This window comes from Myxococcus llanfairpwllgwyngyllgogerychwyrndrobwllllantysiliogogogochensis (assembly GCF_006636215.1).
GTDB classification, from domain to species: domain Bacteria; phylum Myxococcota; class Myxococcia; order Myxococcales; family Myxococcaceae; genus Myxococcus; species Myxococcus llanfairpwllgwyngyllgogerychwyrndrobwllllantysiliogogogochensis.
Genome location: NZ_VIFM01000270.1, coordinates 1 through 15039, shown reverse-complemented (window position 1 = coordinate 15039; position 15039 = coordinate 1). Strand labels below are relative to the sequence as shown.

Sequence of the window (15039 nt, the reverse complement as noted above, 5' to 3'; positions counted from 1 at the left end):
GGGGGGGAAAGACTCCACCGGGGGTTCAGCGCGACTCTTCGCTTCGCCATCCTATCGGTCGTATTCCCGAGCAGCAACCGCCCAGCGCATGCCTGTCTACTCTGTATCTCTCCGGTATTCCTGAACAATTCCAGAGTGGACACCGCAGTGTGTGAGCGTTGGCACCCAGAGGTGCTGTGCTACCCTGGGCGCGCTAGTCGTGGGCCCCCCGTGCCCCCTCCCCCTTGTCGAGGTCTCATGAAGATGTCCGTGCGAGCCGCCTTCCTCGTGTCCACCGCGCTGTTGCTCGGGGGATGCAAGGTCAGCAGCGAGATTGGCAAGCCGTGCACCCTGGTCCGGAAGGCGCTGCCCGAGGAGAACTCGCCGACCAAGACCATGCCGGTGCTGGAGAGTGAAGTGGCGAACCGCCAGGACTTCATCTCCTTTGGTTCCGTCGAGTGCGAGGACCTCATCTGTGTGCGGGATCAGGACTACCCCCGCGCGCGCACCGAGGATGGCGCGGTGAACCCGACGGCGCCGGCGATGGGTTACTGCAGCAAGCCGTGCATCGACGGGGCCAGCTCCGACGCGTGCGAGGTGAAGGACACCTCCGACGTGAATCCGGACCTGCCGGGCCGGATGACCTGCCGCTCGCTGCTGCTGGACGAGGACACGCTCGACGCGCTGCGTTCCGCGGATGAGGACTTCTACCGACGGACCTTCGGCGAGAACAACTCGCCCTTCTTCTGCGCCGGGAACATCAGCGCGCAGGGTGGGTGACACTTTCGTGCGCGGGAGGTAGACCTTTTCCCGCGCTTGATTCGTAAAGGCAGGGCCCGCGTCGTCCGCGCAAGGAGCCCTGCCTCATGAATCGAACGGTCCTCTTCCTGTCCCTGGCCGGTGGCCTGGCCCTCACCGCCCTGGTGCTGGGCCTGCCCCAGGTGACCCGCCCGAGGACGGAGCCCGTCGTCGAGGTGAAGACGCCGCCTCCGACGCCTCCCCTCCCCGTGCAAGGCACGCCCGGCTCGCTGACGATGACGAGCCGCCTGTCGCATCCGTATGTGCCCGCGGGCAGCTCGGAGGTCTTCGCCACGGTGGACCTGACGGGCGCGGAGGTCCCCGGCTCCAAGCGCCGCCCCGTGAATCTGGCGCTGGTCATCGACCGGTCGGGCTCCATGAGCGGCTACAAGCTGGCGCAGGCGAAGCAGGCCGCGCGGCACCTGGTGGGGCTGCTGCGGGACGAGGACCGGCTGGCCATCGTCCACTACGGCTCGGACGTGAAGAGCCTTCCGTCGGCGCAGGCCACGCCCGCGCAGCGCGAGCGGATGCTCCAGTACGTGGATGGCATCTGGGATGACGGCGGCACCAACATCTCGGCGGGCCTGTCCGCGGGCCGCTACCAGCTGTCCACCGCGCAGGAGGGCTTCGGCGTCAACCGGCTCATCCTCCTGAGCGACGGCCAGCCCACCGAGGGCGTCACCGACGACGAGGGCCTGACGCGGCAGGTGCGCGAGCTGCGCGCCACGGGAATCACGGTGAGCGCCATTGGCGTGGGCACCGACTTCAACGAGGACCTGATGCAGGGCTTCGCCGAGTACGGCGCCGGTGCGTACGGCTACCTGGAGGACGCCGGCCAGTTGGCCGCGCTCTTCCAGAAGGACCTCCAGCAGGCCTCCACCACGGTGGCGCGGGACGTGACGCTGACCTTCACGCTGCCCTCGGGCACGGTGCTGGGCGAGGTGCTGGGTTACAACGCGCGGCAGTCCGGCAACCAGGTGATGGTGTCGCTGCCGAACTTCTCCGCCGGCCAGTTGGAGCGCGTCGTCGTGCGCCTGTCGACGACGGGCGACGCGGTGGGCCAGACGGTGCGGGTGACGGACCTGACGCTCAACTACACCGACCTCATCCGCAACGTGGGCGTGGAGAACGGCGCCGCCCTGTCCGCGGTGGTGACGGACCGGCAGGAAGAGGTTGTCGCGAGGCAGGACAAGGACGCCACGGTGTACGCGGTGCGGGCGCGCAGCGCGCAGAACCTCCAGAAGGCCGCCGAGGCCCTGCGCGAGGGCCGCCGCGACGAGGCCAAGGGCTACATCCAGCAGAACCAGGTGATGTTCAAGGAGGCCAGCACCGTGGCGAGCCCGGCGGCGGTGGCCTCGGACCTGGCCGAGCAGCAGGCCACGCTGGACGAGTACGAGAGCGCCGGAAGCGAAGAGGAGGTCCGCTCCGCCACGAAGAAGTCCAAGGTGAAGGCGCTGCGCGGCTTCGGCAAGGTGGGCTCCACCTACTGACCTTCGAGGCCTTGCGCCTCACTCGGGCCCGCCGCCCCACCCCGCTCCCGCACGGTGCTCGACAGCGCCGGGCGGAGGCGGGGTGTTTCATTTCAGGGGACGGCTAGTAGCAGAGGTACGCGTCCATCCAGTTGGCGTGGGGATCCGCGGGCTCCGCGAAGGGCACGGAGATCTTGTTGGCGTAGCGGCCCATCTGAGACCACACGAAGTTCAGGGCGGAGGTCGGCGGCACGCAGAGGTAGTTGTCATCCCACCCCGTCTCCCCTGACATGCGGATGCGCGTGCAGCGCATGCCCGAAATCGCCCCGGTCTCGCTCCAGCGCAGGCCCACGTCGCGCTCGGCGCACAGGAAGTTGTCGTTCCACGTGCCCGCCACGTCGGTCGTCTCCGTGATGGCCGTGCACGCCTTGCCCTGGATGGGGCCAGCGGAGGAGAACTGGAACCCCAGCGGCACCTCGCGGTAGCAGAGGTAGTTGTCGTCCCAGGTATGGGGGTCCTCCGTCTCCAGCAACCGGGTGCAGCGCCAGTCCGGGCCCTGGAGCGGTCCCGCTGACGAAAAGGCGAACATCGCTTCCGCCTCCTCGGGCACGCACAGGAAGTTGTCGTGCCACGTGGTCTCCGCCGGCTCCGCGCTCTCGACAATCGGGTTGCAGCGCGCCCCGGCCGGCAAGGTGCCGTCCATGGTCCAGCGCAGGCCGATGTCCTTGTTCGTGCAGAGATAGTTGTCCCCCCACCCTCCCGCGAGGTCGGCCAGCTCGTTCATCAGCGTGCAGGTCATCCCTTCGATGGGGCCCGACGCGCTGAAGCGCATCACCAGCGGCGCCTCCAGGCAGAGGTAGTTGTCACTCCACCCGTGAGGGTCCTGGGGCTCGTTGAAGCTGACGCACTCCTTGCCGAGCAACGGCCCCGCGCTGGACCAGGTCAGGGTGAGCGGAGACTCGTGAGGGATGCACAGATAGTTCTCGGCCCACGAACTCCCGGGCTCCGAGCGCTCCGTCACGGGAGTGCAACGCATGAGGGGCAGGGGCAGCTCGTCGGCGTGGACCCAGACGAAGCCGAGGTCCGTCGGCGAGCACAGGTAATTGTCACTCCAGCCATTCGGGTCCTGGGGCTCGTCGATGGCGACGCAGTGCATCCCGTCAATGGGGCCGCTCGCGCTGAAGACGATCTGATGGTGGCTCGTGGGCAGCGAGGATGGCGAGTCCAGCGAAGCCACCACGGCCTGTCCACGCACGGGCGGCTCGGTGTCATCGCCCCCTGCCTGACAGCCCAGGCCCACCAGGACACAGAGAAGTCCTGGAGCGAACGCTCGATGAACGACGACACGATGGAGGGGGATTTTCATCGGAATAATCTGACATGACTGGATTGAAAGACGCCAGACGAGCACACAGGGAATGCGTGGCTCGAGTGGGGCGTGAGTCGAAGCGAGCGAGCGCACCCTCCGTGCACGCGGGCGCGAAGGGTGACTTCCAGGTTGACCGTCGGAATCGCCCGGCCCTATCTCCGCGTTCCTCCCGCCTTCGGCTGGAGGCACGGAGGCGTGGACCGAATGGCGAGCGGAAACACCCCTTGGGTCGGGGTCATCATGGGCGGCAAGAGTGACCTCGAGTACCTGCAGCCGGGCATCGACGTGCTGAAGGAGCTGGGCATCCCGCACGAGGTGCGGGTGGTCTCCGCGCATCGCACGCCGGACTGGATGATGGAGTACGCGTCCACCGCCGAGTCGCGGGGCCTGTCGCTCATCATCGCCGCCGCCGGTGGCGCCGCCCACCTGCCGGGCATGGTGTCCGCGAAGACGCTGCTGCCGGTCATCGGCGTGCCCATGCCCACCACGCTGCTCAACGGCATCGACGCGCTGCTCTCCATCGTCCAGATGCCCAAGGGCGTGCCCGTGGGGACGCAGGCCATTGGCAAGCCGGGCGCGGCCAACGCCGCCCTGCACGCCGCGGCCATCCTCGCGCTGAAGTACCCGGAGGTGCGCGAGCGGCTGGCCGCCTGGCGCAAGGCGCGCACCGACGAAGTCATGGCCCACCGGGAGCTGTCATGAGCCCTCGCGTGGTGCTCCCCGGCGGGACGATTGGCATCCTCGGCGGGGGGCAGCTCGGGCGGATGATGGCGCTGGCCGCGCGCACGCTCGGCTTCCAGGTGCAGGCGTTGGACCCGGACGCGACGTGCCCCGCGCGCTCCGTCGTCGACCGCTGCCTCACCGCTTCCTTCGCGGACATCGCCGCCGCCGAGGAGCTGGCGAAAGGCTGCGACACCGTGACGCTCGAAATCGAGAAGGTGCCGCTGGCCACGCTGGAGGCGGTGGCCCGCCACACGCCCATGCGTCCGGGCGCGTCCGTGCTGCACGTCATCCAGCACCGAGGCCGACAGAAGGGCTGGCTCGCGAAGGGCGGCTTCCCCGTGGGGCCGTGGCGTGAGGCGCACTCGGCCGACGAGCTGGCCCAGGCCATCCAGGCGCTGGGCGGCCGGTGCTTCGTGAAGTCGAGCGAGGGCGGCTACGACGGGCGCGGTCAGGTGGAAGTCAAGACGCCCGCCGAGGCTCCCGCCGCATGGCGCGAGCTGGGTGAGCGCTCCGTCGTGGTGGAGGCCGCGCTGGACCTCCAGTCGGAGCTGTCCGTGCTGGTGGCGCGCAGTCCGAAGGGCGAGCTGGCGGTGTACCCGCCCGCGTTCAACCACCATGAGGAGCGCATCCTCGCGTGGTCGCTGCTCCCCGGCCCGCTGCCGGCCGGCGTCGCCGAGCGAGCCACGGAGCTGGCCCGCGACATCACCGAGGCGCTCCAGGTGGAGGGACTGCTGGTGCTGGAGCTGTTCCTGCTGCGCGACGGCACCGTGCTGGTGAACGAGCTGGCGCCGCGTCCGCACAACAGCTTCCACTCGACGGAGGTGGCCTGCCTCACCTCGCAGTTCGAGCAGGCGGTGCGCGCGGCGTGCAACCTGCCCCTGGGTTCGGTGGAGGTGGTGCGTCCGGCGGCCATCGTCAACCTGCTCGGGGACTTGTGGCTGCGCGAAGGCGGCCCCCGGTTCGAGGACGCGCTGGCGCTGCCCGGCGTGCGCCTGCACCTGTATGGCAAGCGCGACGCGCGCAAGGGCCGGAAGATGGGGCACCTGTCCGCGGTGGGCACCACGCCCGAGGACGCACTCGCGCGGGTGAAGGCGGCGGCCGCGGTGCTCGGAGTCTGAGGCCATGAAGACGAACGCCGCGCGGCTGCTCGACTCGTTGGGCGTGAAGTACTCGCTGCGCGACTACGAGGTGGACCCGGAGGACCTCTCCGCGGAGTCGGTGGCCGCCAAGGTGGGCATGCCACCGGAGCAGGTCTTCAAGACGCTCGTCGCGCGGGGCGACCGCACCGGCGTGCTGATGGCGGTGGTGCCCGGCAACGCGGAGCTGGACCTCAAGGCGCTGGCCCGGCTGAGCGGAGACCGCAAGGTGGACACGGTGCCGCTGAAGGAACTCCAGCCACTCACCGGCTATGTGCGCGGCGGCTGCACGGCCATCGGCGGGAAGAAGGACTATCCCGTCTACGTCGATGAGACGCTGGAGCTGTTCGACGAGGTGGCCGTGTCCGCGGGCGTTCGCGGCACGCAGTTGGTGCTGGCGCCGGCCGACTACCTGCGGGTGACGAAGGCGAAGCTCGGCCCCATCTCCCGCGACAAGGCCTGAGCGGCCTTCACACCATCGACCCCTGCTCCGGCATGAAGAGCACCTTGCCGGACGTCATGTCCGCCGAGGCGATGCGCACCGCATCCCCCGCCGACTCCAGCGGCAGCCGCGCGCGCACCGGCGTCTCCAGCTCACGGCCCACCAGGGACGGCACGCCCATCAGCGCCTTGAGCTGCTCGCGGCCGAAGCCCCGCCGCGCCCACTCAGAAAGCGCGAAGCCGTCCACCGTCTTGCGCCCGAAGATGACGTCGCCCGGGTCGAAGCGGCACTCCTGCTCCGACAGCGCGCCATACACCGTCACGCGACCGCCCTCGGGCAAGGCGCCCAACAACTGACCCGTCAGCCGCCCCGCCACCGCGTCGAAGGCGAGTGACACCTTGAGCTGGTGACACATGAGGCGCAGCCGCTCCTGGAACTCCGGCTCGTCGCTGCTCAGCACGTGCTCCGCGCCCAGGCCGCGCAAGAGGTCCACCTGCTCCGCGCGCCGCACCACGTGCACCATGGGCACGCCTCGCCGCCGCGCCAGCGCGCCCAGCATCCGCCCCACGCTGCTCGCCGCGCCCGTCTGCGCCAGCGCCACGTGCGCGCCCTCGCGCGCGCGCTCCATCAGCACCCACGCGGTGAAGGGGTTCACGAAGAGGCTGGCACCCTGCTCGAAGGTGATGTGCGCGCGCAGGGGGATGCACTGCTGCAACGGCACCGCCGCGTACTCCGCCCACAGGCCATCTCCGCCCACGGGCGCGACACACGCGACGCGACGCCCCACGAGCAACTGCCCCGCCAGGCCTCCCGAGGCCACCACCGTGCCACTGCCCTCGAAGCCCGGCACCGTGGGCAGCGCGTTGCGCACCCCGTACTGGCCCCGCACGAACTGGAGGTCCGCCGGGTTGATCGGCGACGCCGCCATGCGCACCAGCACCTGCTTCGCGGAAGGTCGGGGAACGGCGCGGCGCTCCACCTGGAGGGATTCCGGCCGCCCGTCATAGGCCTTGAGGACCAGCGCGCGCATCACCACGGGGACAGGGGGGGCTTTCATCCGGCAGACCTTTTAATTCGCCCGTACGTGAAAGGGGGAGTCCCTTGGGCCTCCTCCGGGTCCGGAGTGTCGATGAACGCCACCATTTTGCAGTTGCACCACCGCGAAGCCTTTGAGCGCACCGTGACGCGCGCCCTCGCCGCGGGGGCCGGCGCGGGCCTGTTGCAGCTCGTCACCGCTCGCATCGGACTGCCCTTGCCGCTGGCCTGGCTCGTGCCCGCCGCCGTGGTGCTGGCGTGTGCCCAGGGAGACCGCTGGGACCGCATCCTCCTGGGGGGACTGGGTGTGGTGCTGACGGCGGTGCCGTATGCGCTGGGAATGGCGCCCGCCTGGACGGTGGCGTGCAGCGCGGCGGCGGCGGGCTCTCTGCTGGTGCGCGCGCGGCTGAGCGAGAAGGGCGTGGAGGGACAGGTGGCGGAGGCGCGCCCCACCCTCGTGCACCTGGGGCTCGGCGCGCTGCTGAGCGCGGGGCTCACGCTGGGCGGCGTGGAGATTGCCCGCGTGTTCTCCGCGCGGCTGGCGGACCTGGCCACGCCCGCGCTGCTCGCGGCGGGAGCGACGGGCGCCATCCTGGGACTCTTCGTGGGGCTGAGTTCGGTGGCCGCGCACCTGGCCCTCACCGCGGACCCCGTGGAGGCCCGCGCCGAGGAGCTGATTCCCCGACTGGCCGGTGACTTCCGGACGCAGTGTGAGCGCGCGCTCGCGCTGTATCGCCAGTGCGGTCAGTCGCTCGCGTTGTTGCCCCGAGAGCCCGCCCGAGAAGAGCTGGCCCGCACGCTGGCGAGAATCACTCGCGACGCGGTGGAGCTGGCCTCCGAGTGGGCTGGCGTGGAAGCGCAGCTCGAGGAGCGCGCCCAGGCGGAGCTGCAGGCCGAGCGCGCGGAGCTGGAACGCAGCGCCAAGGCCAGCACGGATGCGGTGGCGCGTCGACAGTTGGAGTCCGCGGCCGCGTCGCTGGCGGAAGAGGTCGAGCGGCTGGGAGAACTCAAGCTGCGACGCGAGCGAATCCTCGCGAGGCTGCGCGCGGAAGTCGCCCTGCTGGAGCGCGCGCGCGTGGCACTGCTGTCGCTGCGCAGTGGACAGGCCCAGCTCAAGGCCGCGGAGCTGTCATCGCTCGCGCGTCGGTTCCGCGCGCTGTCCTCCGTGCAGTGGGAAGAAGGTCAGAGCCTGGACGCGGTGGCCACCCAGGCGACGCTGGCCCAGGTCCCCGAGCCCGTCCGGACGGACTCGCCCTCGGCTGTCAACCCGGTCCAACCCGTCGAGGAGGGGCCCTCCGAAGCAGGCGCGGATTCTCGAATTCGCGTCCCATGAGCAGGATTCCCCGGATGTCAGGGCCAATCGAGCCGGTGGGAGGCCGTCGGCTCGTACGCTGAGTAAGAGTTGTGACGGTAGTGCGCAGGCATGAACTGTAGACGTGGGTACCGTCAGGTAACATTTGCCCCGTCATGACCCACCCCCTCGTCCGACAGCCCGGTCCGATTCCTCTCTGGTTGTGGAACGGCTCCGAGCCCGGGGTGACTTCCGCCTTCCAGCCCATCGTCGACTTGCGAGATGGCGAGGTCATCGGACACGAGGTGCTGTCGCGCGGACAGGGAACGCTCGAGTCACCGCACGAGCTGTTCACGCACGCGAGGATGTCGGGCTACACGTGGGAGCTGGAGCGCGCGTGCTGGACGTCCGCGCTGCGCCGCATCTCCACGTTGCCGGAGGACCAGCGGCGCGCGCCCTTCTTCTTCAACGTGAGTCCGGACGTGTTGAGCGACCCGCGCTTCGGGGATGGCTCCACGCTGGCGCTCCTGGAGCGGCACGGGCTGGGGCCCCGGCATCTGGTGCTGGAGCTCACCGAGAAGGCGGTCATCGAGGATGGTGCGCTGCTGCAGCGCCTGACGCGTGAGTGCTCGGAGCAGGGCTTCGGGCTCGCGCTGGATGACTTCGGCGCGGGACACTCCGGACTGGTGACGCTGGTGCACTGCGTGCCGCGCTTCATCAAACTGGACCAGGCCCTGGTGCGGGACATCCACCTGCACGACTACCGGCAGCACCTGGTGAAGTCGCTGGTGGCGTTCTCCTCCAGCGTGGACGCCATCCTCATCGCCGAGGGCGTGGAGACGTGGGAGGAGATGACGGTGCTGCTGCGGCTGGGCATCCGTCACGCGCAGGGATATCTGCTCGCCCGTCCCGCGCCGATTCCCGGACGTCCCACGGAGGCCTTCGAGGCGCGACGTCGCGTGGCCATGCGCGCGCTGCTCCTGCGCGAGCGCGCGGATGACAGCACGGTGGGCGGTCTCGTCATTCGCCGGGCCACGGCCGATGCGACGGCGACGTCAGAGGCGGTGACGAACCTCTTCCGCGATGCGCCGCAGGTGGACCACGTGGTGGTGCTGGACGGCGCGCGGCCCCAGACGCTCGTGACACGGCGGAGCCTCGCGGCGGGTGGCGGGCGGCAAGAGCTTCCGCTGGTGGTCGAGGACCAGATGGCGGTGACGGCGCTCGTTGGACTGGCGATGGCGCGCGCGCCGGAGGCCGTCTACGACCCCGTGGTGGTGACGGATGCACAGGGCGAGTTCCTGGGCACCGTCACCATGAAGCAGTTGCTGCTGCGCGCCACCGAGCTCGTGGAGCGCCACACGGCGAAGTAGGCCCGGCTCACTCCCACGCGAGGTGCAGGCGACCGTCCTCGAAGATGAGGCCCGCGTCTTCCAGTCCCGTGGAGCCGTTCTCCACCTGGGGCAGCACGTTCCTCGGAGGCGCCAGCAGCGTGTCGCGGCCCTTCGTGAAGCCCTGCTCACGCACCAGCACCATGTACGCGCGGCCCAGGGCCACGGCCCGCTCGCGCGACGGCGTCAGCAGCCATGCCAGGTCCTTGTCCCCTCCCCGCGCGGCCCGGCGCACGGACGTCTCATCCACCGTGCCTTTCGGAAAGAAGCGCGTGAGCAGCTCCTCGTTCGCGCGGAACTCGTCGCCGCCCTTCACCCGCTCGAAGTACGTGAGCACCTCCGGCTTCGCATGGCCCACCTGTGGCACGTCGGGGATGCCGCGCAGGTCTTGATGCCGCCACCCTTCCCTGCCCGGCACCTTGCGCGGGAATCCGAAGGTCTGGTCCACCGTCACGCCCAGGTTGGTGTGACAGCCCATGCAGAACGCGTGTTCCTCCAACGTCTGCACCCGCAGGCGGCCCTTCGCGTCCTCGATGAAGCCCTGGAGGCGCCAGCCGAACTCGTTGATGAGCCCCAGCTCGGGCGTGCCCGGAAACGCGGGCAGCCGGTTGCGCAGCTTCTTCTCCTGCTCCGCCGCATAGAAGGCCATCACCTGGTCTCCCGCGTACTCCTCGTCCTTGCGCGAGTAGCGGACCTCCTTCATGCGCGCCGACAACAACGTGGGCGCATCCGGGTCCACGTACCGCACGGTGTGGAGGAACTCGACGCCGCGCGGATAGAAGTCCCGGCGCACGGCGATTCTCGCGGCGCCTCCCGCGTAGGTCTTCGGCAGGCCGCGCACCTCCTCGACACCGGAGGTCAACACGCCGTCCCCATTCACATCCACGCCCCCCGAGCGCTCGTCCACCGGCTCCACCCGTCGCCGCGCCGCCGCCACCTCCAGCAGCCCGGGGTCCACCGTCATCGCCGCTTCGAGGATGGCGAGGTTGAGCCGGTACACGTCTCGCGAGAGCGTTCCGTCGGCGTCGCGCTGGAACACCTCCGGGAGCCGGATGAAGACGTCGTCCGTGTTTCCATTCGTCGGCCAGAACGTGCCGAGAAACGGCTTGTAGCGGACGGCTCGCCAGCCACTTCCGTCGAGCGCGAAGCCCTCCGCGTCGAAGCCTCGCGAGAGGTTCAGGTCCGGCACCCAGCCCTTGAAGCCACCGGGACGCTGGAGCAACGACTCGCGCAGTGACGCGTAGTTGTCCTCGCGGATGTACTTCAGCACCTCGTCGTCGGAGATGTCCGCGAGCGCGGCGGTGCGGTCGACGAAGAGGTTGCTCCACTGGTTCAGCAGGCCCACGTCGCTGAAGGCGTACTCGGCCTGCAAGGACTCGTCGTCCATGACGTTGAAGCCGACGCCCCCGGTGTGGCACGTCCAACAGGGGTTCGAGACACCTTCCGTCTTCGTGTAACACATGGACGGAATGGGGGCCTCACGGTTGGCCACGGTGCTCCCGCTCGCCAGGGCTTGCGCGAGCGGGTCGAAGGGAGGCTCGGGGATGCGCGTGGAACCACGCTGCCTCCACACCCCCGCGGAGGCGAGCAGGCTTCCCAGCGCGAGGCACAGGACGAGGACGCCTCTGGCGCCTCCCTTCGACATGATGGGCATGGGTGTCGTTCTCCTGGACGGGCGCGCGACTACGGCCAGACGCTGTAGCTGTCCTCGCCCGGATGCTGGACGCTGACGAACAGGGTCTTCATGTCCGCGCTGAACGCGGGGCCGGTGGCCTCCGCGTCGCTCGGCATGGACAGCACGCGGAAGGCCTTGCGGAAGTACGCGCTGTCCCGATGCGCCGGGCTCTGGTTCAGGTAGTAGACGCCGTCGGCCACCTTGTTGACGCCGAAGTTGCCGTCGGTGCCGAACCACACCCCGCCGTCACGGTCGATGGCGAGGTTGTCCGGCTTGGCCGCGGAGAACTCCGGCATGGCGCTCGTCGCCGCCGTCTCGCCCTTCCACACGCGGAAGAAGGTGAACGTCCGCGAGCCGCCCGGTGCCGCCGGGTTGGCCTCGCGCATGCCGAAGATGGAGCCCACCCGGTCCGTCGCCCGGTTGTCCGTGGCGCCGCGCGCCTTCGTCACCCAGGCCCCATCAGGCCCTCGCGTGGCGGTGGCGACACGGCCCTGCTGGTCCAGCGCCGTCGGGTCGCCGTGCTCGGTGAAAGCCACGTACAGCAGCGGCGTGCCGCTGGGGTCCTTCGGGTTCCACTCGAGGTCCTCGGGACGGTTGAGTTCCATGACGCCGACCTTGTTCGCCGCCGTCCACAGCAGCTTGCGCACCTGGTCGTCGTCCGTGAAGCCGCCAATGGCGTTGTAGCTGACGTCGCGCAGCGCGGTGCCCACCGTCATCGTCGGCTGCCCGAGCGCCTCGCCGTTCGGCGCGAGGTCCGCGCTGTCCAGGCTCAGCGCCACCCAGCGCCCCTGTCCAGGCGCCTGCTCGGTGGGGATGACACCGCCCACCAGCGTGTCCCCGGTGCCGTTGTCCAGGCCGGCGAAGTGCGCGGCGTAGAGCGTGCCCTGGTCGAGCAGCGCGCGAATCTCCGCCTTCGTCATGCCCGCCGTGTACGGACGGCTGGAGACGAACTTGAAGATGCGCCCGCCTCGGCGGTCATCGCCGCCGTAGATGACGATGGGCTGGTCGACGAGCAGTTTCCAGTTCGCGTCGACGACGAAGGCCGCGTTCTCCCAGTGGGCGCGGCCCATGACACCGAGCTTGCGGTGGCCCGCGCCGGGCTTCGACGCGTCCTTGCCGTACCAGAGGTCCGCCGGCTGGCCCGGGTCGATTTCGGTGAGGAAGCCGTAGCCGTCCTTCCGGTGCGACGAGCGAGAGTCGGAGCTGATCATGTCGCCCGACGTGGGAGACGAGAAGTCCGGCGCGAGCGGAGCCCCCGTCACCATGCCGGGCGCGTTGGGAATCCAGTCGTTCTTCCCGGTCCACAGGCCACCTTCCGGATCGCCGTAGACGCCCTGCACGTTCTCCTCGCCCGTGAAGATGGTGCCCCACGGCGTCTGTCCGCCGGAGCAGTTGGAGTGCGTGCCGGCGACCACGCCCGAGGCCAGGTCGGCGCCGGAGTCGTCACGGTCCACGCCGGACAGCGTCATGCCGACGACTTTCGCCAGCGTCGTGCTGGAGGCGTCGTAGCGCAGGTTGCCCGCGTTGCGGTCCACGGCCCACTCGCCGGTGGCCGGGTCCTGCACCACGCGAATCCAGGTGCCGCCCACCTGCTTCTTCCATTCCTTGTTGTAGGCGATGAGCGCGTCGTCCTGCCACGTGGTGCCATCCGTCACCGAGTTGGACAACGTCCCGCTGTTGCGCAGGAAGCGCGCGAAGTCCAGGTGCTGGCCGATGGGTGCGGTGCCGACGCGGGGCTTCGTGCCGGAGATGTACTCGTGGTTGATCCACATCCATCCCGCCGAGCCGCTCCCCTTGAACTGGGGCGCGTTGCCCTGGGCGGACCAGCCGTCACCGAAGAACGCGATGTAGTCGACGTTGGCGCCGAAACGAGCACCCGTCTTGCTGAAGGTGATGGGGTCCATCCACTTGATGACCGTGGAGGAGAACAGGCCCGGCACCGTGCGCACCGAGTCGGTCGACGCGGGAGGCAAGGGGAAGACGAGCGGTGTCGGCAGCGAGCCGGCGACGAACTGGTCCACGCGAGCCTTCACGTACTCCGCGAGGTTCGTCGCGCCGGTGCCCAGGTCTCCACGGAACGTGAGCGCGATGACGGAAGACAGTGGGGTGCCGGCCTCCACACCGGGGGCGCGCGTCACGGCACCGGGGCCAGGCTGTCCCTGGGAACCGGGGCCCGCGGGGCCGGGCCCACCGTTCTCGCCGGGGTCGCCATCGTCACCCGGGGTGCCGGGCTGTCCATCCGCGCCATCCTGTCCGTTGGAGCCAGCGGGACCGGCGGGGCCCGTGTCACCTTCGCAAGCGGTGATGGACAGGGTGCTACCCAGAAGCATCGCGCCGGTCGCGAGCCGCAGCAGTCGTGAAGACATGAAGCACTTCCTCCAGGGGTTTCGCGCCCGACACGAGCGTGTCCGGGCGCGAGCGCATCCTGAGGAGGCCATGTGGCAGCGGCTTGTTCAGTGCGTCACTTCTTCATCACGTCACGCGCGCGCAACGTCACGCACGGGCAACGAGCACCGAAGTCAGGGGGCGATGCTAATGGTCGACACGCCCTCGAACTCCACCTGCGCGCCCTTGCGCACGCCCTTCTTCTCCGCCCAGCCCGCGGGCACCTCCAGCACGTACTGACTGGGCGCGCCCACCGAACGCGAGTCGAGCGTCTTCGGCACCGCGCGCGACACCACCCCCGCGATGTGCAGGTCCGAGGTGATGAAGATGATGTCCAGGGAGATGAGCGTGTTGCGCATCCAGAAGCCCTGCATCTCCTGCGACGGGAAGAGGAACAACATGCCCTTCCCCTCCGCCAGCTCCGTGCGCCACATCAACCCGCGCTGACGGGAATCCGGCGTGGCGGCGACCTCCACCTCCACCCGATGCACCCCGCCAAAGGCGTCCTTGAGCCGCACATGCGCACGCGGCAACGGCGGGCTCACATAGTCCTTCGAGGTGACGTCGGTGACAGGCGGTCGCACGGGGGCCGGAGGCGTGGAAGGCTGTTGGCCCTGCGCTTCCTGCTGGCAGGCGCCCAGCAGCAGCGGAAGGAGCAGGGGCGCGAGCCAACGAGGCGTCTTCATGGGTGCTGGGGATGCAGCGGCTTGTTGAGCAACTTCTCGGTGAGCTCCGGCCCGAGACTGTCGGACATCAGCCGCTCCACCACCGTCTCGAACTCCACCCGCTGCGAATCACTGCTGTAGATGAAGCGGATGCCCATGCCCGGCTCGTCGCCGTCCGCCTTGGACCACACCACCTCGCCCAACAACTCGAAGGGCGCCTCCCGGTGCGGCACCGTCAGCTTGAAGAGGAAGCGCGTGCCGATGGGCAGCGGCTTCTTCGTCTTGATGAACGTGCCACCCTTGCTGATGTTCTTCGTGTAGTCCGCGAAGAACGAGTTGAGCTTCTTGTAGTCGACCTTCAGCTCGATGGGCGCGCGCCCGTGCTGGCGGTGCTCGGGACCTGTCTTCTGTTCGGACATGCGGCTGGGGAGTATAGGTGAGGCCATGGAGCAAGTCCTCACCCGTGCCCGCGCTCTGTCGCGCCGCCCGGCCGTCCTGGCCCCCCTGCTCCTGCTGGCGGGCGGCGGCTCGGCCCTCGTCCTCCTCCCCCTCTTCGGGGTCCCCGGCTTCGAATTGAGCCTCGCCCTGGCCATCGCCGTGGGCCTGCTCGGCGGGGGTCCAGGCGTCGCCGCCGCCTTCCAGGAGCGCCGCATCATTCTGGGCCAGGACCCCAGGCCCCCGGCC

13 protein-coding genes and 1 pseudogene are annotated in these 15039 nt (G+C 69.6%); 8 read left to right on the top strand and 6 right to left on the bottom strand.

All coding sequences use genetic code 11. The features are described from left to right. Positions 1 to 237: 237 nt before the first annotated feature. Positions 238 to 759, top strand: coding sequence for an adventurous gliding motility lipoprotein CglC (gene cglC / locus FJV41_RS40530; protein ID WP_141647980.1), 522 nt, complete (start codon positions 238 to 240; stop codon positions 757 to 759). An 86-nt stretch (positions 760 to 845) separates the two neighbouring features. Further along, entirely contained in the window at positions 846 to 2267 is a 1422-nt protein-coding gene (locus FJV41_RS40525) for a vWA domain-containing protein (protein ID WP_141647979.1), read from the top strand. A 103-nt stretch (positions 2268 to 2370) separates the two neighbouring features. On the opposite strand, the gene FJV41_RS40520 is transcribed toward FJV41_RS40525, so the two are convergent. Next, a complete protein-coding gene (locus FJV41_RS40520) occupies positions 2371 to 3612 on the bottom strand; it encodes a hypothetical protein (RefSeq protein ID WP_141647978.1) in 1242 nt (413 codons plus the stop codon). 207 nt (positions 3613 to 3819) lie between these two features. Between FJV41_RS40520 and purE the strand changes: the two genes are divergently transcribed. The 3 genes from purE to ybaK are packed head-to-tail and all read left to right on the top strand — an operon-like array spanning position 3820 to position 5937. Then, a complete protein-coding gene (purE, locus tag FJV41_RS40515) occupies positions 3820 to 4317 on the top strand; it encodes a 5-(carboxyamino)imidazole ribonucleotide mutase (protein ID WP_141647982.1) in 498 nt (165 codons plus the stop codon). Beyond that, a complete protein-coding gene (gene purK, locus FJV41_RS40510; RefSeq protein ID WP_141647977.1) occupies positions 4314 to 5456 on the top strand; it encodes a 5-(carboxyamino)imidazole ribonucleotide synthase in 1143 nt (380 codons plus the stop codon). Before purE ends, purK begins: the two co-directional genes overlap by 4 nt. A gap of 4 nt (positions 5457 to 5460) precedes the next feature. Next, positions 5461 to 5937, top strand: coding sequence for a Cys-tRNA(Pro) deacylase (ybaK, locus tag FJV41_RS40505; RefSeq protein ID WP_141647976.1), 477 nt, complete (start codon positions 5461 to 5463; stop codon positions 5935 to 5937). A gap of 7 nt (positions 5938 to 5944) precedes the next feature. Here the strand turns inward: ybaK and FJV41_RS40500 are convergent, their stop codons facing one another. Further along, entirely contained in the window at positions 5945 to 6973 is a 1029-nt protein-coding gene (locus FJV41_RS40500; RefSeq protein ID WP_174487370.1) for a zinc-binding dehydrogenase, read from the bottom strand. A 72-nt stretch (positions 6974 to 7045) separates the two neighbouring features. Here FJV41_RS40500 and FJV41_RS40495 point away from each other — a divergent pair, with 72 nt between their 5' ends. Together FJV41_RS40495 and FJV41_RS40490 are read left to right on the top strand one after the other, a co-directional pair. After that, a complete protein-coding gene (locus tag FJV41_RS40495; RefSeq protein WP_141647975.1) occupies positions 7046 to 8284 on the top strand; it encodes a hypothetical protein in 1239 nt (412 codons plus the stop codon). A gap of 203 nt (positions 8285 to 8487) precedes the next feature. Then, positions 8488 to 9612, top strand: coding sequence for an EAL domain-containing protein (locus FJV41_RS40490; protein ID WP_246137722.1), 1125 nt, complete (start codon positions 8488 to 8490; stop codon positions 9610 to 9612). Between the two features lie 7 nt (positions 9613 to 9619). On the opposite strand, the gene FJV41_RS40485 is transcribed toward FJV41_RS40490, so the two are convergent. The 4 genes from FJV41_RS40485 to plpQ form a co-directional block, all read right to left on the bottom strand. Then, on the bottom strand, positions 9620 to 11284 hold the full coding sequence (locus FJV41_RS40485; protein WP_141647973.1) for an Aq_1262 family (lipo)protein: 1665 nt from the start codon (positions 11282 to 11284) through the stop codon (positions 9620 to 9622). Positions 11285 to 11313: 29 nt separating this feature from the next. After that, positions 11314 to 13671: an alkaline phosphatase PhoX gene (locus FJV41_RS40480; RefSeq protein WP_141647972.1), complete on the bottom strand. Its 2358-nt coding sequence runs from the start codon at positions 13669 to 13671 to the stop codon at positions 11314 to 11316. Between the two features lie 153 nt (positions 13672 to 13824). Then, positions 13825 to 14376 (bottom strand): DUF192 domain-containing protein, encoded by a 552-nt coding sequence (locus FJV41_RS40475; protein ID WP_141647971.1) that lies wholly within the window; start codon positions 14374 to 14376, stop codon positions 13825 to 13827. Then, positions 14373 to 14774 carry a motility regulator PlpA gene (plpQ, locus tag FJV41_RS40470; protein ID WP_141647970.1) on the bottom strand — a complete coding sequence of 134 codons (402 nt, stop codon included), beginning with the start codon at positions 14772 to 14774 and terminating at the stop codon, positions 14373 to 14375. The genes FJV41_RS40475 and plpQ overlap by 4 nt, the downstream gene beginning before the upstream one ends. A 25-nt stretch (positions 14775 to 14799) precedes the next feature. Here plpQ and FJV41_RS40465 point away from each other — a divergent pair. Next, positions 14800 to 15039: pseudogene (locus tag FJV41_RS40465) on the top strand (hypothetical protein); the annotation flags it as partial.